The following is a 26,250-nucleotide window of genomic DNA, read 5'->3' on the forward strand; positions in this document are numbered from 1 at the left end:
CTGCCCGTGTCAGGTCCACGGACAGCCGCGGACCTGAGCCGCGTTGCCCGCCCGGAAACGCCGCGGCCCCGGCCCGCCTGTACTGACCAGGTGGGCCGGGGCCGCGGTTCTCGTGTCACGGGTACCTACGCCGCAGTTGCGCCGCGTACGTCCCGGACGCCTGCATCGGGCGTCAGATGTGCGTACGCAGCAGCGAGCGCATCGTCCGCATCGCGACCGACAGGTTCGCCAGGTCGAAGGCGTCCGAGGACTGGATCTCGTCGAGCGTGGTGCGCGAACGGCCCAGGATCGAGGCGTTCTTCTCCTCCCAGGCCTTGAACCGCTGCTCGGGAGTCGATGCGCCGTCCCCCACGGACAGCACGTCCAGGGTGAGCCCGGCGTGCGCCGCGTACAGGTCCTCGCGGATGGAGGCGCGGGCCATGGACTGCCAGCGGTCGGCCCGCGGCAGCTCGATGATCCGGTCCATCAGCTGGGTGATCGCCAGCCGGTTCCCGAGGTCGTAGTACACCTCGGCGACCGCCATCGGGTCCTTGTCCGTACGGTCCGCGATGGCCACGATGTCCAGCGCCGGGAAGACGGAGGAGAACCCGGCGACCCGGCGGGCCAGTTCCTCCGGCACGCCCTCGGCCGTCAGCTCGTCCAGGATGCCCTGGTACCACTCCTGGTCGGCGCCCTTGAGCATCTTCGGCAGGTCGGCCCAGACCTTCGCCACGCCCTCGGTGAAGAAGGCGATGGTCTCGCTCAGGTCCAGCGGCTGCGGGCGGTTGCCCAGCAGCCAGCGCGCGCCGCGCTCGACGAGACGGCGCGAGTGGAGCCTGATCCTGGTCTGGATGCCGGCCGCGACCTTGTTGTCCAGCGCCTCGACGGCGTCCCAGACCTCGGCCAGGCCGAAGATCTCCCGGGCCGCTGCCTGTGCCCGCACGATCTCCTCGATCGAGGCCCCGGTCTCCTCCCGCAGCCGGTGCAGGAAGGTCGAACCACCGGTGTTCACCGTGTCGTTGACGAGGACCGTGGTGATGATCTCGCGCCGCAGCGCGTGCCCTTCGATCGCCTCGTAGTAGCGCTCGCTCAGCTGCTTCGGGAAGTAGGCGTGCACCAGCTTCTGCAGGTACGGGTCGTCCGGCAGATCGGTGGAGATCAGCTCCTGGGCGGCGGTGATCTTGGTGTACGCGAGGAGCACGGCCAGCTCGGGCTGGCTCAGCCCCTTCCCGCCGTTGAGGAGTTCACGGACCTGGCGGTCGGTCGGCAGGAACTCCAGCGCCCTGTTCAGGTCCCCGTCGCGGCCCAACCTGCGCATGAAGCGCTGGTGGGCGTGGAGCAGCGACGGGGCCTGGGCCACGGCGTTGGCGAGCGCGGTGTTCTGCGCGTAGTTGTTGCGCAGCACCAGGACACCGACCTCGTCGGTCATCGAGGCCAGGATCTGGTTCCGCTGCTTGACGGTCAGATCGCCCTCGGTGACCAGCCCGTTGAGCAGGATCTTGATGTTCACCTCGTGGTCGGAGGTGTCCACGCCCGCGCTGTTGTCGATCGCGTCGGTGTTGATCTTGCCGCCGGAGCCGTCGCCGCCCGACCTGGCGTACTCGATGCGGCCGAGCTGGGTCAGGCCCAGGTTGCCGCCCTCACCGACGACCTTGGCCCGCAGGTCCTCGCCGTTGACGCGGATGGCGTCGTTCGCCTTGTCGCCGACGTCCGCGTTGGACTCGGCGGAGGACTTCACGTAGGTGCCGATGCCGCCGTTCCACACCAGGTCCACGGGGGCCTTGAGGATCGCCTGCATCAGGTCGGCCGGGGTCATCTTGGCCACGCCCGACTCGATCCCGAGCGCCTCGCGGACGTGCGCGTTCAGCGGGATCGACTTGGCGCTGCGGGGGTGGACGCCACCGCCCGGCGAGAGCAGTCCGGTGTCGTAGTCCGCCCACGAGGAACGCGGCAGGTCGAACAGCCTGCGCCGCTCCGCGTACGAGGTGGCGGCGTCCGGCGTCGGGTCGATGAAGATGTGCCGGTGGTCGAAGGCGGCGACCAGGCGGATGTGCTCGGAGAGCAGCATGCCGTTGCCGAAGACGTCACCGGACATGTCGCCGACGCCGACCGTGGTGAAGTCCTGGGTCTGGGTGTCGTGGCCGAGCTCCCGGAAGTGCCGCTTGACGGACTCCCAGGCGCCGCGGGCCGTGATGCCCATGCCCTTGTGGTCGTAGCCCGCGGAGCCGCCCGACGCGAAGGCGTCCCCGAGCCAGAAGTTGTACGACTCGGCGACCGCGTTGGCGATGTCGGAGAAGGTCGCGGTGCCCTTGTCGGCCGCGACGACGAGGTAGGTGTCGTCCTCGTCGTGCCGTACGACACCGGCGGGCGGCACGACCTCGCCGGCCACCAGGTTGTCCGTGATGTCGAGCAGCGCGGAGATGAAGGTCTTGTACGCCGCGATGCCCTCGGCCATCCAGGCGTCCCGGTCCACGGACGGGTCGGGCAGCTGCTTGGCGACGAAGCCGCCCTTCGCGCCGACCGGCACGATCACGGTGTTCTTGACCATCTGCGCCTTGACCAGGCCGAGCACCTCCGTGCGGAAGTCCTCACGCCGGTCGGACCAGCGCAGACCGCCTCGGGCGACCTTGCCGAAGCGCAGGTGCACGCCCTCGACGCGCGGCGAGTACACCCAGATCTCGAACGCCGGGCGGGGCGCGGGGAGATCCGGGATGGCCTGCGGGTCGAACTTCATCGAGACGTAGGAGTGCTGCTGGCCCGGCTCCGCCTCCTGGAAGAAGTTGGTCCTGAGCGTGGCCTTGATGACGGTCAGGAAGGACCGCAGGATCCGGTCCTCGTCGAGGCTCGCCACCTGGTCCAGGGCGCCGTCGAGCTCTTCGAGCAGCCCGTCGGTCAGCTCGGTACCGGCCCGCTGGCGGCCCGGCGACATCCGCGCCTCGAAGAGCGAGACGAGCAGCCGGGTGGTGTGGACGTTGTTGCGGAGGGTGTCCTCCATGTAGTCCTGGCTGAAGGTCGATCCGGCCTGCCGCAGGTACTTCGCGTACGCGCGCAGCACCATGGCCTGCCGCCAGGTCAGCCCGGCGCCCAGCACCAGGGCGTTGAAGCCGTCGTTCTCGGCCTCGCCCGTCCACGTCGCGGCGAACGCGTCCTGGACCCGCTCCCGGGCGTCGTCACCGAGGTGGTCACCGGTGCCGCCGGCGACCTGCGGCAGCCGCAGTCCGAAGTCGTAGATCCACGCGTGTGTACCGTCCGAGCAGCGGAGCTCGTACGGGCGCTCGTCGGTGACCTCGACGCCCAGGCGCTGGAGCACCGGGAGCACGGCGGAGAGGGAGACCTGCGAACCGGTCCGGTAGATCTTGAAGCGACGCTCGCCGGGGGCCGCGCCCACCGGCTCGTACAGCGAGAGGGCGAAGTCCTTGCCGCCCGTTCCGAGCTGTTCGAGGCGGCCCAGGTCCGCGACCGCGGCGCGCGGCGAGTGGTCGGCCTTGTAGCCCTCGGGGAAGGACTGCCCGTAGCGGCGCAGCAGCGCGGCGGCGCGCTCCTCACCGCACTCGGCGGTCAGCGCCTCGCCGAAACCGTCGGCCCAGGAGCGGGCGGCCTCCACCAGCCGGGCCTCGATGCGGTCCGTGTCGGCGTCGGTGAGCTCGGTCAGCTCGGTGCCCGCCGGTACCCGGACCACGAAGTGCAGCCGGGAGAGGATCGACTCGGTGTTGCGGGCGGTGAAGTCGACGCTGGTACCGCCGAGTTCTTCCTTGAGGATGTCGATCAGGCGCAGTCGTACCGCCGTGGTGTAGCGGTCGCGCGGCAGGTAGATGAGCGCGGAGTAGTAGCGGCCGTACTCGTCCTGGCGCAGGTAGAGCCGCAGCCGCCGCCGCTCCTGGAGGTAGAGCACGCTGGTGACGATGGAGCGCAGCTGGTCGACCGGCGTCTGGAAGAGCTCGTCGCGCGGGTACGTCTCCAGGATCTGCAGCAGGTCCCGGCCGTCATGGCTGTTGGGCGTGAAGCCCGCGCCTTCGAGGACCTCGGCGACCTTGCGGCGGATGACGGGTACCCGGCGGACGGACTCGGTGTACGCGGCGGACGAGAACAGCCCGAGGAAGCGCCGCTCACCGACGACGTTCCCCTTCTCGTCGAACTTCTTCACGCCGACGTAGTCGAGGTAGCTCGGGCGGTGGACCGTGGAGCGGCTGTTGGCCTTGGTGAGCACCAGGAGCTTGTGCTCACGGGCCTTGGCGCGGGCGTCGGCGGTCAGCCGGCTGAACGACGGCGAGACCGGGTGCTCCTCGTCGACGCTGCGGTGCGGGTCGGAGCGCAGGATACCGAGGCCGGTGCCGGGCACCGCGGTCAGCGAGTCGTCGTCCGTCAGCTGGTACTCGCGGTAGCCGAGGAAGGTGAAGTGGTCGGCGGCGAGCCAGCGCAGCAGCTCGCGGGCCTCCTCCAGCTCACGCTCGGACAGGTCACCGGCCTGGGGCTCGGCAGGCAGCTCGTCGGCGATGCGCAGCGCGGAGTCGCGCATCTTCTCCCAGTCCTCGACGGTCTCCCGTACGTCGGAGAGCACCCGGAGGAGGTCGGCGGTGATCTGCTTCAGATCGGCGCGGTCGGTCTCGCGGTCGATCTCGACGTGGATCCAGGACTCGACGAGGGCGTCGTGCAGGCCCTCGCCGCTCTCGTCCTTGCCGAGCACCTCGATGAGCTGGCCGGTGAGGTCACGGCGTACGACGACCTGCGGGTGGATCACGACGTGGATGCCGCGGCCCTGACGCGTCAGCTCGTTGGTGACCGAGTCGACGAGGAAGGGCATGTCGTCGGTGACGACCTCGACGACCGAGTGGCTGCAGGTCCAGCCGTTCTCCTCGACGGTCGGGGTGTGCACCTTGACGTTCGCGGTGCCCTGCGGGCGCTTCTCGGCGAGCCGGTAGTGCGAGAGCGCCGCGCCGAAGACATCCTCGGGATCGCGGTTGTCCAGGTCCTCCGGAGCGGTGTGCAGGTAATAGCGCTGGAGGTAGGCAAGGACGCGGTCCCGGTCCGGACTCCCGCCGCTCGTGGACCCGCTCGGAAGTTGCCCTCCGGCCGGGCCGTTCTCAGCTACCAGGGCTGCCCGTGCGAGCAGTTCGGCCTTGGCTTCGTCCAGCTTGGTCTGCATGTCCTCTGGCTCCTGTCGCGCGCCGTTGCGTGACGTAGGTGAAAGAAGCAGCACAACGCCACGACCACGACGCGAGGTATCCGGTCGGAGTCGACGTTATGCCGCGATGAGAGATACCCGGGACGTTATTGGCCAATTTCGGAGGCCTGTCCGGGTCAGGGGTGCCAGCGATAGCCCGGACACCGTAGTGCTCCGGGCGCGGGGCGGAGGCGTCGATGCCCCCGCGAGATATCGCGCTGATCACGGCACCAGGCTATCTCCCCCGGACCGGTGAGCGTCACGAGCCGTATCCGTACAAGTCCAGGAGTCACACTTCGACACTTTGGACAAGTGCGTGCACGGCCGTCCACCGTCCGGCGAAACCCCCGCCGAAGCCCCCGGGAAATCCCCCGGGGGGAAGCCCCTGCGACCGCCTTACAGCGCCCACTCCCGCGCTGCTCTCACGGCAGCCGCCAGCGAGTCGACGACCGGCACCCCGGCGGTCTCCAGACTGGCCCGGCTGTGCGAACCCCCGGTGTAGAGCACGGCCCGCGCCCCGGCGTGCGCGGCTGCCACCGCGTCGTCGACCGCGTCCCCGATGACCACGGTGCGTCCGGGACTGACCCCTTCCAGCGCGGCGAGGTGGCGCACCATGTGCTCCGCCTTGCCCGCACTCGACGGGCCGGTCCTTCCGTCCACGCGCAGGAAGTGCCGCTCGATGCCGTGGGTCCGCACGATCGGTATCAGATGCTCGTGCGGTGCCAGCGAACACAGGGACTGGGTGAGCCCCGAGGCCTGCCAGTCGGTGAGCAGTTGCTCCGCGCCCGCGGCGAGACCGGCGCTCTCCGCCAGCGCCCAGTAGTGCCGGTGGAACGCCTCGTCCATGACGGTCCACTCGGCGTCCGTCGGCGGTCGGCCCATCAGCCGCTCGTAGAAGCGCGGTACCGGCACGCAGTACAGCTCGCGGTAGCGCTCCAGCGTGATCGGCGGCAGGCCGATCTCCGCGAACGAGGCGTTCGTCGCCCGGATCACGGCGTCGATGTCGTGGAACAGCGTGCCGTTCCAGTCCCAGACGATGTGCGTGCCGGTGCCGGCGCCCGGACCCGTGCCCTCGTGTGTCGTCATTGCGTCGGTCCCCCCGTTCGTTCCCACGTCCCATCCAGAACGGTACGCGCAGGGTCTGACAACGGGCCGCTCAGCCGATCAGGCCGGGGATCTCCTGCACCCCGAACCAGAGCAGTTCGTGGTCGTCGGCGCCGTCCACCGTGAACTGGGCGTCGTCGTCCCCGTGGTCCGCCGCTCCCAGCGCGGCAGCCGCCACGGCGACATCGGCCTCGGCGTCGTCGGCGTCGGCATGGACGGCCGCTGCCTTGGACAGCGGCACCGCGGAAGCGATCCGCACCTCACCCAGCGCGCCCGCCTCCAGCCCGCGGTCGGGGTCCGCGACCGCGTCCTGGTCCGGCACGTCGACGGCGACGACGATCCGGCGGCGGGCGATGTCCGGCGCCCCGGCGAGCAGCCGCAGCGAGGCGGACGCGGCGCGGTTCAGCGCGGCGTACTCCAGTTCCTCGATGTCGTCGGAGACGTACCACTCCCGCAGGCCGGGGGTGACGGCATAGGCGGTCAGCGGGCCGGGGCCCAGCTCGCCCGCCGCGTGCGCCGCTGCGAGACCGGGGAGGGTCAGTGGGACGTACACACGCATGGCCGGCCGCTTTCGTCGTCGTACGGGCACCCGGCGCGAACCGGTCGGGCCCAGGTGAGGAGCCGGGCACGGAGCCCGGGTGAAGGCACCCAGGATACGTACCGAGTCCCCCATCGTGGTGACTGGAGAGGCCCCGCAGGCGTCCACCCCAGGATGACCGGCACCCGCCCGAGCCCCTCTCTGGCACGGGCCGGCCACCCGGATAGGTGATGTTCGGTGCCAGGGGCAGGGCGGCGGTGCCCGCCTTGCCCCGGCTTCCGTATGCCCGTAGAAGAAACCCAGCAGAAGTTACTGCCCGGTATAAACACCGGGCACAGCAGAACGGGGCGCTCACTTCATGAACCGGACCAGGCCCGCAGGCAGGCACGACCAGCACGGCCCGCGCACCACCCCACTCCAGCGGCGGCGGCTCAAGCCGCACTACTGGTTCGCCGAACGGCTCCTCGCGGTGCTCAGCGGGCAGCGGCCGGTGCACTGGATGCTCGGCCACACCATCGGCGAGGCGTACGAACAGCTGGTGCTGCTGGCCCCGGGAACGCCTCTGCGGGCACCGGGCCTCAGGCCCGTCGTACGCCACTGCGGCGAGTTCGTCCCCGCACCCGGCGTCATCGAGGCGTTCGCCCGCATCGGGTCGGGCGAGCACGTACAGGCGATGGCGTTCCGCCTGGAACAGGGCGCCGACCTGCGCTGGCGGTGCGCCGCGGTGGAGCTGGGCGGCGAGCGGGCCTGCGTATGAACCGCCCGCGGAGACAGCCGGGGCCGGAACCCCACAGACTCTGAGGTTCCGGCCCCGGCTCGTACGGCTTGCTGCGGGCGATACGTCTCGCCGCGGCGCTACTTCTTGCGGCGGCGACCGCCGCCCTTCTGCGCCTTCCGGCGCTCGGCACGCGTCATACCGTCCGCCTCCGAGCGGGACGCTCCGTCCTCGCTCTCGAAGTCGCCCTCGACGACACCGCCCTCGCCGTCCACCGTGGGAGCCGAGAAGTGCAGCCTGTCGGGGCGCTGAGGGGCCTCCAGGCCCTTGGCCCGGATCTCCGGACGCGCACCCGCGGGCACGGCGTCCTGCTTGTCCAGAGAGGTCTTCTCGGCCTCGTCCTGGACCGGGACCTCCTCGACCTGCTGCTCGACCTGGACCTCCAGGTTGAACAGATAGCCGACGGACTCCTCCTTGATGCCCTCCATCATGGCGTTGAACATGTCGAAGCCCTCGCGCTGGTACTCGACCAGCGGGTCCTTCTGCGCCATGGCACGCAGGCCGATGCCCTCCTGGAGATAGTCCATCTCGTAGAGGTGCTCACGCCACTTGCGGTCCAGCACCGACAGCACCACGCGCCGCTCCAGCTCACGCATGATGTCGGAGCCGAGCTGCTCCTCACGGCCCGCGTACTGGTCGTGGATGTCGTCCTTGATGGACTCGCCGATGAACTCGGCGGTGATGCCCGCGCGGTCGCCCGCCGCGTCCTCCAGCTCCTCGACGGTGACCTTCACCGGGTAGAGCTGCTTGAACGCGTTCCAGAGCCGGTCCAGGTCCCACTCCTCGGCGAAGCCCTCGACGGTCTCCGCCTGGATGTACGCGTCGATGGTGTCGTCCATGAAGTGCTGCACCTGCTCGTGCAGGTCCTCGCCCTCCAGGACCCGGCGGCGCTCACCGTAGATGACCTCACGCTGGCGGTTGAGCACCTCGTCGTACTTCAGGACGTTCTTACGCGTCTCGAAGTTCTGCTGCTCGACCTGCGACTGGGCGGACGCGATGGCACGCGTCACCATCTTGTTCTCGATCGGTACGTTGTCGGGCACGTTGGCCATCGCCATCACGCGCTCGACCATCTGCGCCTTGAACAGCCGCATCAGGTCGTCACCGAGCGAGAGGTAGAAACGGGACTCGCCCGGGTCACCCTGGCGTCCGGAACGACCACGCAGCTGGTTGTCGATACGGCGCGACTCGTGCCGCTCGGTACCCAGCACGTACAGCCCGCCGAGGTCCTTGACCTCGTCGTGCTCGGCCTTGACCGCCCGCTCGGCGTTCTCCAGCGCGGCGGGCAGCGCGGCGGCCCACTCCTCGACGTTCTCGTCCGGATCGAGGCCGCGCTGGCGCAGCTCCGCCTCGGCGAGGTCGTCCGGGTTGCCGCCGAGCTTGATGTCCGTACCACGGCCGGCCATGTTCGTGGCGACGGTGACGGCACCCTTGCGGCCGGCCTGGGCGATGATCGGCGCCTCACGGTCGTGCTGCTTGGCGTTGAGCACCTCGTGCTGCACCCCGCGCTTGGACAGCTGCTGCGAGAGGTACTCGGACTTCTCGACCGAGGTGGTGCCGACCAGGATCGGCTGGCCCTTCTCGTGCTTCTCGGCGATGTCCTCGACGACCGCGTCGAACTTGGCGACCTCGGTGCGGTAGATCAGGTCGGACTGGTCCATGCGGACCATCGGCTTGTTCGTCGGGATCGGGACGACACCGAGCTTGTAGATCTGGTGGAACTCGGCGGCCTCGGTCATGGCCGTACCGGTCATGCCGGAGAGCTTGCCGTAGAGGCGGAAGAAGTTCTGCAGGGTGATCGTCGCGAGCGTCTGGTTCTCGTCCTTGATGTCCACCCCTTCCTTCGCCTCGATCGCCTGGTGCATGCCCTCGTTGTAACGGCGGCCCGCGAGGATACGGCCGGTGTGCTCGTCGACGATCATGACTTCGCCGTCGATGACGACGTAGTCCTTGTCGTTCTTGAAGAGCTCCTTGGCCTTGATGGCGTTGTTGAGGTAACCGACGAGCGGGGTGTTCACCGACTCGTAGAGGTTGTCGATGCCCAGCCAGTCCTCGACCTTGGCGACACCGGGCTCGTGGATGGCGACCGTGCGCTTCTTCTCGTCGACCTCGTAGTCGCCGGTCTCCTCGATGCCCTTGAGCTGGTTGCCCGCCTCGCCCTTCGTCAGACGCGTGACGAGCTTGGCGAAGTCGCCGTACCACTTGGTGGCCTGATCGGCGGGGCCGGAGATGATCAACGGCGTACGGGCCTCGTCGACCAGGATCGAGTCGACCTCGTCGACGATGGCGTAGTTGTGGCCGCGCTGGACGAGCTCGTCCTGGGACCACGCCATGTTGTCGCGGAGGTAGTCGAAGCCGAATTCGTTGTTCGTCCCGTACGTGATGTCGCAGGCGTACTGCTCACGGCGCTGCGCCGGGGTCATGTTGGCGATGATGCAGCCGACTTCGAGCCCCAGGAACTTGTGGACCCGGCCCATCATCTCGGAGTCACGCTCGGCCAGGTAGTCGTTCACCGTGATCAGGTGGACGCCCTTGCCGGACAGCGCGTTCAGATAGGCGGGGAGCGTGCCGACGAGGGTCTTGCCCTCACCGGTCTTCATCTCGGCGACATAGCCGAGGTGCAGGGCGGCGCCGCCCAGCATCTGGACGTCGTAGTGGCGCTGGCCGAGGACACGCTTGGCGGCCTCGCGGACCGTCGCGAACGCCTCGGGAAGCAGGTCGTCGAGGCTTTCACCGTCGGCGTACCGCTGCTTGTACTCGTCAGTGAGGGCCCGCAGCTCGGCGTCGGAGAGGTTGACGAAATCCTCTTCGATGGAGTTGACCTGGTCCGCAATGCGGTGCAGCTTGCGCAGGATCTTTCCTTCGCCTGCACGCATGAGCTTGTTGAAGACGGACACGGGGGTTGGTCTCCTTGCCGGTCGGGCCTGGCGCGGTCGAGTTCATGGGCTGAACCTCCCGGGGTGCTACCCCCGGACCCCGGCCGGAGAAACAAGGCCGACCAGGGAGCCCGGCTTACTTTCACGCGGCAAACCGGGGTAGAGCAACGGCCATCGTAAGCGAGGACCCCGCCGCGCCGGGAGGCCTGCCGCTCAGGACAACGGTCGGGGCGTCCGGAAGGTGCCGGGAGAACCTCAAAAAGGCATGGCGCCCGGTCCGGCCCGGAGCGGAGAATCCAGCGATGGAGCCCTTCACTCTGACATCCGAGCGCCTGCTGCTGCGCCCTTTCACCCCCACCGACGCCGAGAGTGTGTTCCGGTCCTGCCAGGACCCCGACATCCAGCGCTGGACGATCGTGCCCTCGCCGTACGCGCGCAAGGACGCGGAGAGTTTCGTCGGCACCATCGTCCCGACCGGCTGGGAGTCGGGCACCAACCTGGCCTTCGCGGTACAGCCGCGCGAGGGCGGCCCGCTGATAGGTGCGATCTCCGTCTTCCAGCGCGGGCCCTCTCATACGTGGGAGATCGGATTCTGGACGGCGAAGGAACACCGGGGCCAGGGATACACGGCGGAGGCGGTGTCCGTACTGGCGCACCACACGCTGAGCGCTCTGGGCGTCGAACGCCTGGAGTGGCGGGCCGAGGTCGGCAACGTGGGCTCGCGGGCCGTGGCGGAGAAGGCCGGATTCCAGGTCGAGGGCGTACTGCGCTCGGACCTGCTGAACAAGGGCACCCGCAGGGACGCCTGGGTGGGCGCCCTGCTCCCCTCCGACCTGGGGCTCTCCGCCGAGCACGCGTATTTACCCGCGCGCGCCTGAGGTCCGGGGGCCCGAGGTCGGGCGTGGACTCCGTGGCCCGCGGCCCGACGGTGGTGGACTTCGGACCACGGCCGTCGGACCTCGGGCCCAGGCATCGTGCCCCGGCCGTCGGACCCACGGCCGTCGGGCTCGGTGCCGGGCTCCGGTGTCGGGCTCCGGTGTCGGGCTCCGGCCGGTCCGACGCCGTCCCTTCCGCGCCGCACCACCCCGCACCACCCCGCCCCGGACCGCCCCGGACCGCCCCGGACCGCCCCGGACATCCGACGGCCCGGTCCGGCTGTCAGTGCCGCGGCCTATCGTTCCGTGCATGACTCCCGTGCCGCCCCCAGCCGTCGAACTCTCCGCCGACGAAGCCCGACGGATCGCACTGCGCGCCCAGGGATTCCTGGGCGCTCCCGACCGGCGGGGCGGGGTGCGCGGAGTACTGCGCCACCTCGGCGCGGTACAGCTGGACACCATCTCCGTGCTGGCCCGCTCGCACGAGCTGATTCCGTACGCCCGGCTGGGCGCCGTGGGCCGCAGAACCGTCGACGACGCGTACTGGACCGGGGGCCACTCCTTCGAGTACTGGTCGCACGCGGCCTGCATCCTGCCCGTCGAGGAGTGGCCGCACTTCGCCTTCCGCCGCCGCGCGTACCGCGACCGCCCGCACTGGAACCACGAACTCCCCGAGACCGCCTACGAGACCGTGATCGAGCAGCTGCGCGCGGAGGGCCCCCTGACCGCCACCGAGCTGGGAGGCGCGAAGAACGGCGGCGAGTGGTGGGACTGGTCGGCCTCGAAGGTCGCGGTCGAGCGGGCGCTGATGTACGGCGAGGTGGTGTGCACCGAGCGGCGCAGCTGGAAGCGGGTGTACGACCTGGCCGAGCGCGCGATCCCCGGCGCCCTCCTCCATGACGATCTGGACGACCTGGAGTGCGTCCGCCGGCTGGTCGCCCTAGCGGGCAGGTCCCTGGGCGTCGGGACCCGTACGGACCTCGCGGACTACCACCGCCTCAAGGGCGAGCAGTTCGACGCGGTGGTAGCGGATTCGGGGCTCGTGCCCGTGAGCGTCCAGGGCTGGTCCAAGCCTGCCTGGGCCGACCCGGAGGCGCTGTCGTCCCCACCGCGCGGCCGGCACCGTACGACCCTGCTCTCCCCCTTCGACTCACTGATCTGGGAACGCGCCCGTACGGAACGGATCTTCGGCTTCACCCACCGCCTGGAGGCGTACGTCCCCAAGCCCAAGCGGATCCACGGGTACTACTCCATGCCGCTGCTGGCGGGCGGAAAGCTGGTGGGGCGGGCCGATCCTGCGCGCGAGGGCACCACGCTGGTGGCCCGGCAGGTCTCCCTGGACCACGCGAAGGCGGCCCGGCCGATGGCCGAGGCCCTGGCCGAGGCGGCTGCCTGGGTCGGCTGCACGGATGTGCGAGTCGAGCGTATGAACGCCCCGGAGCTGCGGGCCCCACTGGCCGAGGCCCTGGCAGAAACCCTGCCGACGAGCTGACCGACGGCCGGCCGACCGGCGACTGCGGCCGACGGCAGGCGACCGGCGGGACGACTTGCCCCGGGGCACCGCTCAGCGGATTTCGAGAATCTTCTCCCGCATCGCGTACACCACCGCTTCCATCCGGGAGTGCAGCTGGAGCTTCTCCAGGATGTTGCGCACATGGTTCTTCACAGTGTTCTCGGAGATGAACAACTCCTTGGCGATGTCCCGGTTGTTCATCCCCGTGGCCACCAACTTCAGTACTTCCAGCTCGCGTTCGGTGAGCCGCGGCGCCGGTACGAGCCGACGCTCGTCCGTCCGCTGGATCATCGACTTGAACTCGGTGAGCAGTTTCGACGCCATGGAAGGGCTGATCTGCGACTGCCCGTCCGCCACCGCCCGGATCGCCGTGGCGACTTCGTCGGTCGAGATCTCCTTCAGGAGATATCCCGTGGCCCCGGCCTTGATCGCGTCGTAGAGGTCGGCCTCCTCGTCGCTGATCGTCAGCATGATGATCTTCGCGCTGGGTGCCACTTCCTTGATGGCCGTGCACGCCTCGATGCCACCCCGCTTGGGCATCCGTACATCCATCAGCACGATGTCCGGCAGCAGATCGGCGGCCTTGTCCACCGCTTCCGCTCCGTCACCCGCCTCGCCGATCACCTGGATGTCCTCCTCCGCGGCGAGGACGATCTCCAGACCGCGCCGGAAGAGCGCGTGGTCGTCGACCACCAGGACCCTGATCGGTTCCCTGCCCGAAGCCGGATCATGGTCCATGGGGCCCTCATCCTCGTCGTGCACCGGACCGAAGCTGTCCGCCATCGTTCCTCCCCCTGAAGCCATGGCCAGAAGTTCGTGTACCACGCCAACCACGGCTCACAGAGCACTGATTGGCGCGTGACGCCATGATTTCATGCCGCGACGACGGAACGGTGATCCGAACCCGCACGCCGGTGCCCCCGGGGTACGTGGACGCACTTCCAGGGGCACCGCACGGTTCATGAAGTCATCCGCCGAGCGCACCGCCGGCGCCGGCCGCCTCCATGTCGGCGAGCGGGTCGGTCATCAGGTGAATGACACCGTAGTCGTAGGCGTGCCGCCGGTAGACGACACTGGGCTCCTTCGTGTCCGCGTCGACGAACAGATAGAAGTCGTGCCCGACCAACTCCATCTCGTAGAGCGCCTGGTCGAGTGACATCGCTGCTGCGACGTGCGTCTTCTCCCGGACCACCAGCGGTCCGTCGCCCTGTACTTCGAGCGAACCGATCCTCGTGGTCGGAATCGTCTGGGACGCCTTGTCGGCGATGAACTCACCGTTGCCGTCGATCTGCGCCGTCTCCGGCACGGCATCCACGACCTCGGCGGCTGAAATACGCCCTGCGCCCCTGCGGTTGTGGCGCTTCTCGTTCTGCTTGCGCAGCCGCGCCTCCAACTTGTCCGTGGCCAGATCCAGCGCTGCGTACGGGTCGCCTGCCGCTGCCTCCGCCCGGATCACCGGGCCTCGGGAGTGCAGCGTGATTTCCACTCGGTCCGAACGGTCGGCCTGCCGCGGATTGGGCTCCTTGGACACCTCGACGTCAAGGCTGATCACCTTGGCGTCCAGCTTCTGGATCTTCTCAATCTTCAGCTTCTCGGCGACGTGCTTGCGGAACCGCTCGGGTACCTCGGTTTTGCGGCCCTTGACGACGATGTCCACGCAGAACTCCGTTCCCGGATCGCTCCGCTCACTGGCGGAGCAGCTCCCTTTTGCACCAGACTCCGGCGAGCACCGGAGTCTCGGACTTGGTGACTTTCACCTCCTCCTCCCCCGTCGGAAGATCCCCACACCCCACCAATCTCCGAGTTCCACGGAACCGGCGAAACCCGGAAAGCGCCTGTATGCACGTCCGTGCATTCAAGTGAGCCACAGCTTTCGCCATTCCTCACAACCGAACATAGCTCGCGGGGACGGGTATCGGCACCCGCTACTCACGCGTACCCCCGTTCCGGTGGTTTTTCTCCCTCACTACCTGCAACGATGGAAGTTCGCGGACAGTTCCGGTTTATTTCGAAAGAGAGTGGTGGCACCGCGACAACGGCCGCAGCGACCGGTTCCGGGCAGCCACCGAATTCCCTGCCGCCCACCGCCCGCACGGCCCGCGCCGCCTCCACCAGCGAAGCCCCGGTCGTCATCAGATCGTCCACCAACACCACCCTGCCCCCTTCCAGCAGCCGTACGCCCCCGGCAGGCACTTCCAGTGCACCCGCCAGATTCGCCAGCCGCTGACGGGCGTCCAGCCCCGCCTGATCCGCCACCCCCCGACGCTGCCGGAGCGCCGCCACGACCCGCGCCGGAGTGCCCGTCCTGCGCAGCTCGGCCGATGCGGACCAGGCGATCCTGCGGCCCGCGTCATGGCCCCGGGCCCGGACCGCGCCGCGTGCCGAAGGCACCGGCACCAGCAGCAGCGTCCCCGCACCCGCGCTCCGGGCCACGGCCGCCCGTACGGACCCGGCGAGCGCCCGGCCGAGCGCCCCGGCCAGCCCCAGCGCGCCCCGTTCCTTGTGCGCGAGCAGCACCGCGCGCACCGCGTCCTCGTACGCCGCCGCTCCCCACACCGCCGGCAGCCCCGCAGGCTCCGGGACCGGTCTCGCCCTGCGCGCCGGGCCGCCGGACAGCGCCCCGGCGCACTCCTCGCAGAGCGCCGTCCGAGGTCTGCCACAGCCCCCGCAGGCGACCGGCAGCACCAGATCCGAGATTTCCCGCCACCAGTTCCGCACGGCTACTACTCTGCCGAGGCACAAGGCATCGGGCCACCCCTGTGGATAACCACCCCGGAGGCCGGACCACCAGCTGGACAGCACGCCGGACAACACGTCGGACAACACATGTCGGACAACGAGCCGGCCGACGTGCCGACCGATATCCGACCGACGTGCCCGACACCCCACCGGCAACTACGCTGGTAGGGCAACTACCCCGGATAGACGGGTGACTTCCCTTCCGTCACCACTGTCTTCCAATTCGAGCGCGGCGGCATCCGCACAATTCCGTCCTCGTCCGAGAGCGCCATCAGCGGCAGCCGGTCGTCGTCCGAAGCGGCAACAGCCGTGATGCGATTCGCGCCCGGCAGCGGATTCACGCTCGAAACAGAACCGTCCGCCTGCATATAACGCACCTGCTGCACCCCGCCGGCCTCCTTGCCGACCACCACGAGGCGGCTGCGCCCCGCCCAGGACACCGCGGTGACATCGGCCATCTGCGGGGCCGCCGGGCGCAGTGCCTCGACGGCCGGGACCGTGGGATTGTCGGCGGTGCCGTGCCGCACCACCCTGCCCACCTTCAGTGTCGTGTGTCCGTCCTTGAACAGCAGCAGCGCGATCCGGACCCCGTCCGACGACATCCGCAGGCCCTCGATGCGCGCACCGTCCAACCCGACGAGCGGTACGTTCTGCGGCTCACCCGATCCCCCGGCGAACCGCAGCAACCGCGGATGCGACGGGTCCCGATCAGCCACCCACAGATCTCCGCGCCCGTCCCAACTCGGCGCGGACAGCCGGTCCTTCTCCTGCTTGGCGTGGCTGGAATAGAGCAGTTCCGGCGCCTCGCGGCCCGAGACGATGGACGACGTGTACAGCGTCCCTCCGTCCTTGGACACCCCCGCCGCCCGGTGCTCGTCACGCGCCACCGCAACGGTGCTCAGCGGCTTCTCACCCGTCCCGAGCGGCCCCTGGACCGGCTCGGGATCGGTCCGCCCCGACGTGCCGCCCCCGGTGACCTGCATCTCCACGAGCCGCCCCTTGGCATCGACGAAGTACTCGCCGGCCGGGGTCCCCGAGGTGCGGTCGGGCGCGTACTCCTCCGCGTGGTCCGCGCTGAGCACGCACAGCTGCGAGCCGTCCGCCCGCTCCAGCTCCACCTGATCGACCCGCATGGACGTCGTGTCCCGCAGGGTGAAGAGCAGTTGGGCGGCCATCATCCGGCACTGCCCCTGGCCGACGTTCTTCGCCTTGTCGTTGAGCGGCACCGTCAGCGCGTTCCGGTCGTCGAGCGCCAGCGTCTTGACGCCCTTCTTCAGCGCCGTACCGGCCGGGAAGCGTGAACCCACCACCGGCCGAAGCCAGTTGGTCGGCCCGTCGAGCAGCGAGGCGACCGTCTGTGTCAGCGGATCCATCCGCGTCTCGGGGTCGATCCCCTGGCGGAGATAGACGGGGTCGGCGACCAGCCAGTCCTGGCCGGGCGTTCCGGACGTCGGCGCCGAGGCGAAGTAGTACTTGTTGACCGAGTGGTAGTTGCGCTGGAAGTCGGACAGGCTGAGCAGCAGACCGGCGGGCAGATCGTCGATGCGCCACTCCTTGCCGTTCTGCCGGACCAGATGGATCGCGTTCCGGTACTTCCCGTTGTCCGGCCGGTAGGCGTGCTGCTTGTCGACCACAGCGACTTCCGTGCCGGTCAGCTCGAACGTGGAAGAGCCCTCCGGCGCGTCCCGGTCGTTCGCCGGACTCAGCCGGCGGGTGGGACCGTCGGCCAGCACGGTGGTCCGCGCACCCGGGTCCCAGCTCCGGGACGCGCCCTTCGTCAGATACTTCCTGGCCGTGGCGAACTGCAGATCGTCACTGGTCATCGCCTCCAGGAAACCGTCGACGATCTCGGCGGGCGCCGCCCCCTCCTTCGGAGGAACCGCGTACACCTTGACCTGCGAATCGTTGCGCTGCGAGGGATCGACCGCTTCGATGTCACCGCTGTTCGGCATGGACGCGCACCCGGCCAGCAGCACCCCGCCGCACCCCAGCCAGACGTACATCCGCAGTCCTCGGGCGCCGCGGCGCCCACCCCCACGATCAGCGCCCACGGGCGGTGTCCTCCCGGTCCGGTACGTGCGTTGCAGAGTCACCGACCCGCGGCACCACCCGGGCGCCACTGCCCGGCAGCGCCGTCGGATCGGCCGGTATCGCCCGAGCCGGCAGCGGCAGCGTCGACCGGTCGGGACCCGGCTGGACCGGCACGGCCACCCGCCGCCCCGCGGCCTCGGCCTCCGTCGCCGCACGTCCGCGCCGCGAGTCCTCGGGCTCCAGCGGTATCGGGGAGCCGCGCAACGGCTCGTCCGCCGTACGCGGCAGAGTCAGCCGGAACTGCGAACCGCCACCGGGCTCGCCCCAGGCCTGCAGCCAGCCCCCGTGCAGCCGCGCGTCCTCGACCGCGATGGAGAGCCCGAGCCCGGTACCCCCGGTGGTGCGGGCGCGCGCCGGATCGGCCCGCCAGAAACGGCTGAACACCCGGGTCGCCTCGCCCGGCTTGAGCCCCACCCCGTAATCGCGCACCACCACCGCGACAGCGCCTCCGGCCACACCGAACCGCACCACCACGTCCTTGCCCTCGCCGTGCTCCACCGCGTTGACGACGAGGTTGCGCATCACCCGCTCGATCCGCCGGGCATCGACCTCGGCGACCACGGGCTGCTCGTCCCCGACGACCCGGATCCGGCTGCCCTTGCGCTCGGCGAGCGGCTCGGCACCGGATATCACCCGGCGCACGGTCTCGCGCAGATCGATCGGTTCGGCCTCCAGCGCCGCGGCGCCCGCGTCGAAACGGCTGATCTCCAGCAGGTCGGCCAGCAGCGACTCGAAACGGTCCAGCTGGTCCCCCAGCAGCTCCGCGGAGCGCGCGGTCACCGGGTCGAAATCGCTGCGCGCGTCATGGATGACGTCGGCGGCCATCCGAACCGTGGTCAGCGGCGTACGGAGTTCGTGCGACACATCGGAGACGAAGCGCCGCTGCATCCGGGAGAGGTCCTCCAACTGCTGGATCTTCAGCTGAAGGTTCTGCGCCATCTTGTTGAAGGCCTCGCCCAGCCGCGCGATGTCGTCCTCGCCGGTGACCTTCATCCGCTCCTGCAGGCGGCCCGCGGAGAGCCGCTCGGCGATCCCGGCAGCCATCCGCACGGGCGTCACCACCTGCCGCACCATGAACCAGGCGATCGCGCCGAGCAGCACGACCACGAACAGTCCCGCGGTGGCCAGCGTGCGCTTGACGAGGCTGAGGGTCTTCTCCTCCTGCGAGAGCGGGAAGAGGTAGTAGAGCTGGTACGGCTTGTGGTCGATGTCCTCCAGCCGCTGCCCGACGATCAGCCCCGGCTCCGGCGGACGACCGTCGACATACTTGACGTCCGTGTACGTCTTGTACGGGGCCGTCCCCTGGTCGACGTCCTGGCGCAGTTTCTCGGACACGCTGTCGGGGCTCACCTGCCCGGACGTACGCTGCCCGCCGTTGCCCGCCCCCGCTTCCTCGGACGCGGGAGCCAGGGTGATCACGTTGTACGCGCCCTGACCGCCGCTCGCGAGCTGCGCGACCAGGTCGGTACGCCACTGCCGGGAGTTGCTGGAAGCCCCGCTGTCGGCCGTTTCGCTGTCCACCACCGCGGTCGCGTTGGCCTTGTCCTTCGCCACGGTGAAACCACCGGCGGCCTGGCTGACGGCCGCCTTCTCCTTGGCTTCGAGCAGCCCGTTGCGCACCTGCCCGATGACGACGACGCCCAGCACCAGGACCACGGCGAGCGACATCAGCAGCGTGCCCGCCACCACCCTGAGCTGGATGTTCCGCCGCCACAGCCGCACAGCGGGAAGCAGCGGACGGCGCACCAGACGCGCCACCATCCGCAGCACGGGGCTGCCGGGCGCTCCGTCCTGGAACAGCCGGCCGCCCTGTACGAAACGCTCGCCGAGTCTCCCCCGCGAACGCGCCCCGGGGCCCCCGCCGGACGAACCGGCGGGGACGGTGTCCCGGGGAGAGGCGTCCGCCTCCCGACCGGCAGGCCGCTCCGTGCGCGCTCCCGGCTCCCCGGGCGTCGGAGCAGCACTGCTTCGGGTCATGTCAGCTCGGCCCGGCCTTGTAACCGACACCACGGACGGTCACGACGATCTCCGGGCGCTCGGGGTCCTTCTCGACCTTCGACCGCAGCCGCTGGACATGCACATTGACCAGCCTGGTGTCCGCCGCGTGCCGGTACCCCCACACCTGCTCCAGCAGCACCTCACGGGTGAACACCTGCCAGGGCTTACGGGCCAGCGCGACCAGCAGATCGAACTCCAGCGGGGTCAGGGCGATCGACTGCCCCTCCCGCTTCACGGAGTGACCGGCCACATCGATGACCAGATCACCGATCGCCAGCTGTTCCGGCGCGGGCTCCTCCGACCTCCTCAGTCTCGCCCGGATACGGGCGACCAGTTCCTTGGGCTTGAACGGCTTGACGATGTAGTCGTCGGCTCCGGATTCGAGCCCCACCACCACATCGACGGTGTCGCTCTTCGCCGTGAGCATCACGATCGGCACACCTGACTCGGCCCTGATAAGCCTGCAGACCTCGATGCCGTCCCGTCCGGGCAGCATGAGATCGAGCAGTACCAGGTCCGGCTTGGCCTCACGGAATGCAGCCAGTGCCTTGTCGCCGTCCGCTACAAATGACGGCTCAAAACCTTCACCACGCAGCACAATGCCGAGCATCTCGGCAAGTGCAGTGTCGTCATCGACGACAAGGACGCGTCCCTTCATGTTGACATCATCCCATTAGCTAATCGTTACCTGGCGTGACCTGGCACACAACGCGGTGAGTGCATCCGCGGTGACAGGCGAAACCGCCCCTGCCTCCGTGACTACGGCCGTCACGAGCTCGGGCGGTGTGACATCAAACGCAGGGTTGTACGCCTGCGTCCCCAGCGGCGCGACCGGCACCCCGCCGAATTCCATGACCTCCCCGCCCGCCCGCTGCTCCACCTCGATGGACGCTCCGTCCGGCGTGGACAGGTCGATCGTCGTCGTGGGAGCCACCACGACGAACGGCACGTGGTGGTACTTGGCCAGCACCGCCAGCGGGTAGCTCCCCACCTTGTTCGCCACCGAACCGTCGGCGGCGATCCGGTCGGCACCGATCAGCACCGCGTCCACCTCACCCGCCGCGAAAAGAGACCCGGCCGCATTGTCGGTGAGCAGTGTGTACGCCATGCCGTTGCGGGCCGCCTCGTACGCCGTCAACCGCGCCCCCTGCAGAAGGGGACGCGTCTCGTCCACCCACAACCGCCGCAACCTGCCGGCACGGTGTGCTGCCAGGGCCACGGCGAAAGCCGTACCTTCGCCGGCCGAGACCAGCGCCCCGGTGTTGCAGTGTGTCAGAATCCGGTGCCCACCGCCGGGCAGCAGCTCATCGAGCAGTTCCAGCCCCCGGAGCGCCATCTCCGCACTGGCCCCGGCGTCCTCCCGGTGGAGGTCCCTGGCCGCCGCGAGCGCCGCCGCCGCCCCGCCCTCGGCGTCCGCGCCGTTGCGTACGGCCGCCCGGTACACCTGAGCCACCCTGCGCACCCCGTACCCGAGGTTCACCGCGGTCGGCCGCGCACCCTCCAGCAGCGCGGCGGCCTCGTCGACGTCGTACCCGCGTACGGCAGCGAGCGCGACCCCGTACCCGCCGGCAACCCCCAACAGCGGTGCACCCCGGACTGCCAACGTCTGGATCGCCTGCACCAGCGCGGGCACGTCCGTGCACACCAGCTCGACCTCCTCGCCCGGCAATCGGGTCTGGTCGAGAAGTACCAGGACGGGCCCCTCCGGCGGCTCGTCCCAACGCAGTGAAGGGATCATCGGAGGTCCGGCATCCAACGAGGTTTGCGCGTCCTGATCAGCCATCCGCACAGTCTGCCCCGTGAGGCACCGACAATTGAAGCGGCGATGGGGATGTGCGGCCCTCTCCGTCGCCGAACAGCGCACGACACCAAGACGGCCAAACCTGCTGCCCCGACTCGTGGGCAGACATGTGTAAGGAGCGACCATGAACGACTCTCCGGGTCGGGCCTCGCCCGGGTCCGCCCCCTCCGACGGTCAGGATCCGGGCGTTCCGCGCCCGACCGAACCGTCCGACCAGGGAGATACCGCTCCGAAGTGGTCCAGCAACCAGCCACCGCCCGGCCGGTGGACCACGCCGAGCCCGCCGGACACTGCGTCCGTCCCCCCTCAGCAGACCCCGCGCCGGGGCGCACGAGCATCACAGAGCGGCAACTGGGGCCGCCCGCAGAGCGGCAGTTGGGGTGGTCCGCCGCAGGGTGGCTGGGGACGGCAGCCCGACGCACCCAGGCCCGGCGTCATTCCGCTCAGACCGCTGGGCGTCGGAGAGATCCTCGACGGCGCCGTGTCGACCCTGCGCGCCCACTGGCGCGCCGTGTTCGGCCTGACCGTTCCCGTAGCGGCGGTCGTCCAGGGCTGTTCGATCCTCGTCCAGCACTACCTGCTCCCCGACCCCGTCCAGATCGACGCCGGAGCCAGTCCCACCGAGCAGCTGCGCCAGAACATCGACGCCCTCCGGACGACCCTGCTCGACCTGGGCCCCGTGTACGCGATCTCGCTGATCGGCACGATCTTCACCACGGCCGTACTCGCCATCGTCGTCAGCCGCTCCGTCCTGGGCCGCCCGGTGGCGCTGTCCGAGGCCTGGCGGGAGGCCAGGCCGCAGCTTCCCCGTCTGGTCGGACTGAGCCTGCTGCTGCCTGTCCTCTACGCGGTCGTCGCGACGGTCGGCATCCTTCCCGGCCTGCTGATCGGGGGCACGGGAGGCGCCGCGCTCACCGTCCTCGGGGCATTCGCCGTGATCGCTGTGATGGCCTGGCTCTGGGTCTGGGTCGGCCTGGCCGGACCCGCGCTGATGCTGGAACGACAGAGCATCGCGGACGCCCTCCGCCGCTCGGTCAAGCTGGTGAAGGGCGTGTGGTGGCGGATCTTCGGCATCATGCTGCTCACTCTTGTACTGACCTCCGTCCTCTCCGGCATCATCAGCCTGCCGTTCAACGCCATCGCCATGGCCGCGGACGGCAGCAGCGTCACCGAACTCGTCTCGGGCAATTCGCCCGCGTTCGGCTGGCCCTATCTGATCGTCAGTGGCATCGGAGGGGTGATCACCGCGGCAGTCGCCTACCCGTTCTCGGCCGGCGTGACGGTGCTTCTCTACATCGACCAGCGCATCCGCCGCGAAGCCCTCGACATCGACCTCGCGCGATCCGCGGGTGTACCCGGTTACGACACTTCGCAGAGCTGATCGGCCTGTCGGCGCCGGGGCACAACAAGGTTCGCCCCGGCGCCGATGGACAACAGGGAGAAGTCCCTACGGTTTTGGTCTGAACGCAAAAATGCCTCAACCCCCGGACAAAGTCCGGGGGTTGAGGCTAAAAATTGTTCGGCGGCGTCCTACTCTCCCACAGGGTCCCCCCTGCAGTACCATCGGCGCTGAAAGGCTTAGCTTCCGGGTTCGGAATGTAACCGGGCGTTTCCCTAACGCTATGACCACCGAAACACTATGAAATTAACCAACACCGGATAACAACACGGCCGTTCGTTATTTCAGAACTAACACAGTGGACGCGAGCAACTGAGGACAAGCCCTCGGCCTATTAGTACCAGTCAGCTCCACCCGTTACCGGGCTTCCACATCTGGCCTATCAACCCAGTCGTCTACTGGGAGCCTTAACCCCTCAAAGGGGGTGGGAATACTCATCTCGAAGCAGGCTTCCCGCTTAGATGCTTTCAGCGGTTATCCTTTCCGAACGTAGCCAACCAGCCATGCCCTTGGCAGGACAACTGGCACACCAGAGGTTCGTCCGTCCCGGTCCTCTCGTACTAGGGACAGCCCTTCTCAATATTCCTACGCGCACAGAGGATAGGGACCGAACTGTCTCACGACGTTCTAAACCCAGCTCGCGTACCGCTTTAATGGGCGAACAGCCCAACCCTTGGGACCGACTCCAGCCCCAGGATGCGACGAGCCGACATCGAGGTGCCAAACCATCCCGTCGATATGGACTCTTGGGGAAGATCAGCCTGTTATCCCCGGGGTACCTTTTATCCGTTGAGCGACAGCGCTTCCACAAGCCACTGCCGGATCACTAGTCCCGACTTTCGTCCCTGCTCGACCCGTCGGTCTCACAGTCAAGCTCCCTTGTGCACTTACACTCAACACCTGATTGCCAACCAGGCTGAGGGAACCTTTGGGCGCCTCCGTTACTCTTTAGGAGGCAACCGCCCCAGTTAAACTACCCATCAGACACTGTCCCTGATCCGGATCACGGACCGAGGTTAGACATCCAGCACGACCAGAGTGGTATTTCAACGACGACTCCACAATCACTGGCGTGACCGCTTCAAAGTCTCCCACCTATCCTACACAAGCCGAACCGAACACCAATATCAAACTATAGTAAAGGTCCCGGGGTCTTTCCGTCCTTCTGCGCGAAACGAGCATCTTTACTCGTAGTGCAATTTCACCGGGCCTATGGTTGAGACAGTCGAGAAGTCGTTACGCCATTCGTGCAGGTCGGAACTTACCCGACAAGGAATTTCGCTACCTTAGGATGGTTATAGTTACCACCGCCGTTTACTGGCGCTTAAGTTCTCAGCTTCGCCACACCGAAATGTGACTAACCGGTCCCCTTAACGTTCCAGCACCGGGCAGGCGTCAGTCCGTATACATCGCCTTACGGCTTCGCACGGACCTGTGTTTTTAGTAAACAGTCGCTTCTCGCTGGTCTCTGCGGCCACCCCCAGCTCACCGAGTAAATCGGATCACCAAGAATGGCCCCCCTTCTCCCGAAGTTACGGGGGCATTTTGCCGAGTTCCTTAACCATAGTTCACCCGAACGCCTCGGTATTCTCTACCTGACCACCTGAGTCGGTTTAGGGTACGGGCCGCCATGAAACTCGCTAGAGGCTTTTCTCGACAGCATAGGATCATCCACTTCACCACAATCGGCTCGGCATCAGGTCTCACCCTTAACGTGTGACGGATTTACCTATCACACGGGCTACACCCTTACCCCGGGACAACCACCGCCCGGGCTGGACTACCTTCCTGCGTCACCCCATCGCTTACCTAGTACAGATCTGGTCCGACGGCTCCACCACTCCCCTTCACCCGAAGGATCCAGGACGGCTTCACGGCCTTAGCATCGTCTGATTCAGTATTGGGCGTTTCAAAGCGGGTACCGGAATATCAACCGGTTGTCCATCGACTACGCCTGTCGGCCTCGCCTTAGGTCCCGACTTACCCTGGGCAGATCAGCTTGACCCAGGAACCCTTAGTCAATCGGCGCACACGTTTCTCACGTGTGTATCGCTACTCATGCCTGCATTCTCACTCGTGAACCGTCCACAACTCGCTTCCGCGGCTGCTTCACCCGGCACACGACGCTCCCCTACCCATCCCAGCCCCCGTTGGGGGTATGTGCTGGAATGACACGACTTCGGCGGTACGCTTGAGCCCCGCTACATTGTCGGCGCGGAATCACTTGACCAGTGAGCTATTACGCACTCTTTCAAGGGTGGCTGCTTCTAAGCCAACCTCCTGGTTGTCTCTGCGACTCCACATCCTTTTCCACTTAGCGTACGCTTAGGGGCCTTAGTCGATGCTCTGGGCTGTTTCCCTCTCGACCATGGAGCTTATCCCCCACAGTCTCACTGCCGCGCTCTCACTTACCGGCATTCGGAGTTTGGCTAAGGTCAGTAACCCGGTAGGGCCCATCGCCTATCCAGTGCTCTACCTCCGGCAAGAAACACACGACGCTGCACCTAAATGCATTTCGGGGAGAACCAGCTATCACGGAGTTTGATTGGCCTTTCACCCCTAACCACAGGTCATCCCCCAGGTTTTCAACCCTGGTGGGTTCGGTCCTCCACGACCTCTTACAGCCGCTTCAACCTGCCCATGGCTAGATCACTCCGCTTCGGGTCTAGAGCGTGCAACTCAAACGCCCTATTAGGACTCGCTTTCGCTACGGCTTCCCCACACGGGTTAACCTCGCTACACACCGCTAACTCGCAGGCTCATTCTTCAAAAGGCACGCAGTCACGACTAACAGTACAAGTACTGTCAGCGACGCTCCCACGGCTTGTAGGCACACGGTTTCAGGTACTATTTCACTCCGCTCCCGCGGTACTTTTCACCATTCCCTCACGGTACTATCCGCTATCGGTCACCAGGGAATATTTAGGCTTAGCGGGTGGTCCCGCCAGATTCACACGGGATTTCTCGGGCCCCGTGCTACTTGGGAGTCACACAAGCAAGCCGTTGATGTTTCAGCTACGGGGGTCTTACCCTCTACGCCGGACCTTTCGCATGTCCTTCGCCTACACCAACGGTTTCTGACTTGCCCAACAGCCGGCAGACTATTGAAGTGCAATCCCACAACCCCGCATGCGCAACCCCTGCCGGGTATCACACACATACGGTTTGGCCTCATCCGGTTTCGCTCGCCACTACTCCCGGAATCACGGTTGTTTTCTCTTCCTGAGGGTACTGAGATGTTTCACTTCCCCTCGTTCCCTCCACATGCCCTATGTGTTCAGGCATGGGTGACAGCCCATGACGACTGCCGGGTTTCCCCATTCGGAAACCCCCGGATCAAAGCCTGGTTGACGGCTCCCCGGGGACTATCGTGGCCTCCCACGTCCTTCATCGGTTCCTGG

The 26,250-nt window shown here is 67.8% G+C and carries 15 protein-coding genes and 2 rRNA genes (1 of these 17 cut by a window edge); 4 read left to right on the forward strand and 13 right to left on the reverse strand.

Features of this window, described 5'->3' with window-relative positions; translation table 11 throughout:
• Positions 1–172: 172 nt before the first annotated feature.
• The 3 genes from OG709_RS13145 to OG709_RS13155 form a co-directional block, all read right to left on the reverse strand.
• Complete coding sequence (locus OG709_RS13145) at positions 173–5,122, reverse strand: NAD-glutamate dehydrogenase (protein WP_329166178.1); 4,950 nt, start codon at positions 5,120–5,122, stop codon at positions 173–175.
• A 414-nt stretch (positions 5,123–5,536) separates the two neighbouring features.
• Positions 5,537–6,226, reverse strand: a complete 690-nt coding sequence (locus tag OG709_RS13150; RefSeq protein WP_250298805.1) for an HAD family hydrolase — start codon at positions 6,224–6,226, stop codon at positions 5,537–5,539.
• 70 nt (positions 6,227–6,296) lie between these two features.
• The gene (locus OG709_RS13155) at positions 6,297–6,803 is read right to left on the reverse strand and encodes a DUF6912 family protein (RefSeq protein ID WP_266642868.1); all 507 of its coding nucleotides are present in this window, start codon (positions 6,801–6,803) and stop codon (positions 6,297–6,299) included.
• A gap of 337 nt (positions 6,804–7,140) precedes the next feature.
• Here OG709_RS13155 and OG709_RS13160 point away from each other — a divergent pair, with 337 nt between their 5' ends.
• Complete coding sequence (locus OG709_RS13160) at positions 7,141–7,539, forward strand: Rv3235 family protein (RefSeq protein WP_250298808.1); 399 nt, start codon at positions 7,141–7,143, stop codon at positions 7,537–7,539.
• Positions 7,540–7,637: 98 nt separating this feature from the next.
• Here the strand turns inward: OG709_RS13160 and secA are convergent, their stop codons facing one another.
• Positions 7,638–10,454, reverse strand: a complete 2,817-nt coding sequence (secA, locus tag OG709_RS13165) for a preprotein translocase subunit SecA (protein ID WP_250298815.1) — start codon at positions 10,452–10,454, stop codon at positions 7,638–7,640.
• A 281-nt stretch (positions 10,455–10,735) separates the two neighbouring features.
• On the opposite strand from secA, the gene OG709_RS13170 reads away from it, so the two are divergent.
• Both OG709_RS13170 and OG709_RS13175 read left to right on the forward strand, forming a co-directional pair.
• Complete coding sequence (locus OG709_RS13170) at positions 10,736–11,311, forward strand: GNAT family N-acetyltransferase (protein WP_326694780.1); 576 nt, start codon at positions 10,736–10,738, stop codon at positions 11,309–11,311.
• 307 nt (positions 11,312–11,618) lie between these two features.
• A complete protein-coding gene (locus OG709_RS13175; RefSeq protein WP_250298820.1) occupies positions 11,619–12,800 on the forward strand; it encodes a winged helix-turn-helix domain-containing protein in 1,182 nt (393 codons plus the stop codon).
• Between the two features lie 72 nt (positions 12,801–12,872).
• On the opposite strand, the gene OG709_RS13180 is transcribed toward OG709_RS13175, so the two are convergent.
• The 7 genes from OG709_RS13180 to mtnA form a co-directional block, all read right to left on the reverse strand.
• Positions 12,873–13,604, reverse strand: a complete 732-nt coding sequence (locus OG709_RS13180; protein WP_250298822.1) for a response regulator — start codon at positions 13,602–13,604, stop codon at positions 12,873–12,875.
• A 184-nt stretch (positions 13,605–13,788) separates the two neighbouring features.
• Positions 13,789–14,478 (reverse strand): ribosome hibernation-promoting factor, HPF/YfiA family, encoded by a 690-nt coding sequence (gene hpf, locus OG709_RS13185; protein WP_250298828.1) that lies wholly within the window; start codon positions 14,476–14,478, stop codon positions 13,789–13,791.
• Between the two features lie 272 nt (positions 14,479–14,750).
• Entirely contained in the window at positions 14,751–15,539 is a 789-nt protein-coding gene (locus tag OG709_RS13190) for a ComF family protein (RefSeq protein WP_266642860.1), read from the reverse strand.
• Between the two features lie 194 nt (positions 15,540–15,733).
• A complete protein-coding gene (locus OG709_RS13195) occupies positions 15,734–17,563 on the reverse strand; it encodes an LpqB family beta-propeller domain-containing protein (protein ID WP_250298872.1) in 1,830 nt (609 codons plus the stop codon).
• A gap of 37 nt (positions 17,564–17,600) precedes the next feature.
• Complete coding sequence (gene mtrB / locus OG709_RS13200; RefSeq protein ID WP_284347872.1) at positions 17,601–19,628, reverse strand: MtrAB system histidine kinase MtrB; 2,028 nt, start codon at positions 19,626–19,628, stop codon at positions 17,601–17,603.
• 1 nt (position 19,629) lies between these two features.
• The gene (mtrA, locus tag OG709_RS13205; RefSeq protein ID WP_005486885.1) at positions 19,630–20,307 is read right to left on the reverse strand and encodes a two-component system response regulator MtrA; all 678 of its coding nucleotides are present in this window, start codon (positions 20,305–20,307) and stop codon (positions 19,630–19,632) included.
• Between the two features lie 15 nt (positions 20,308–20,322).
• On the reverse strand, positions 20,323–21,432 hold the full coding sequence (mtnA, locus tag OG709_RS13210; protein ID WP_329166185.1) for an S-methyl-5-thioribose-1-phosphate isomerase: 1,110 nt from the start codon (positions 21,430–21,432) through the stop codon (positions 20,323–20,325).
• Between the two features lie 142 nt (positions 21,433–21,574).
• On the opposite strand from mtnA, the gene OG709_RS13215 reads away from it, so the two are divergent.
• Entirely contained in the window at positions 21,575–22,831 is a 1,257-nt protein-coding gene (locus tag OG709_RS13215) for a hypothetical protein (protein ID WP_329166187.1), read from the forward strand.
• Positions 22,832–22,967: 136 nt separating this feature from the next.
• On the opposite strand, the gene rrf is transcribed toward OG709_RS13215, so the two are convergent.
• Both rrf and OG709_RS13225 read right to left on the reverse strand, forming a co-directional pair.
• Positions 22,968–23,084: ribosomal RNA gene (gene rrf / locus OG709_RS13220) — 5S ribosomal RNA — on the reverse strand.
• Between the two features lie 79 nt (positions 23,085–23,163).
• A 23S ribosomal RNA gene (locus tag OG709_RS13225) occupies positions 23,164–26,250 on the reverse strand; it runs 38 nt beyond the window's last position.

The organism is Streptomyces sp. NBC_01267 (assembly GCF_036241575.1).
Lineage (GTDB): Bacteria > Actinomycetota > Actinomycetes > Streptomycetales > Streptomycetaceae > Streptomyces.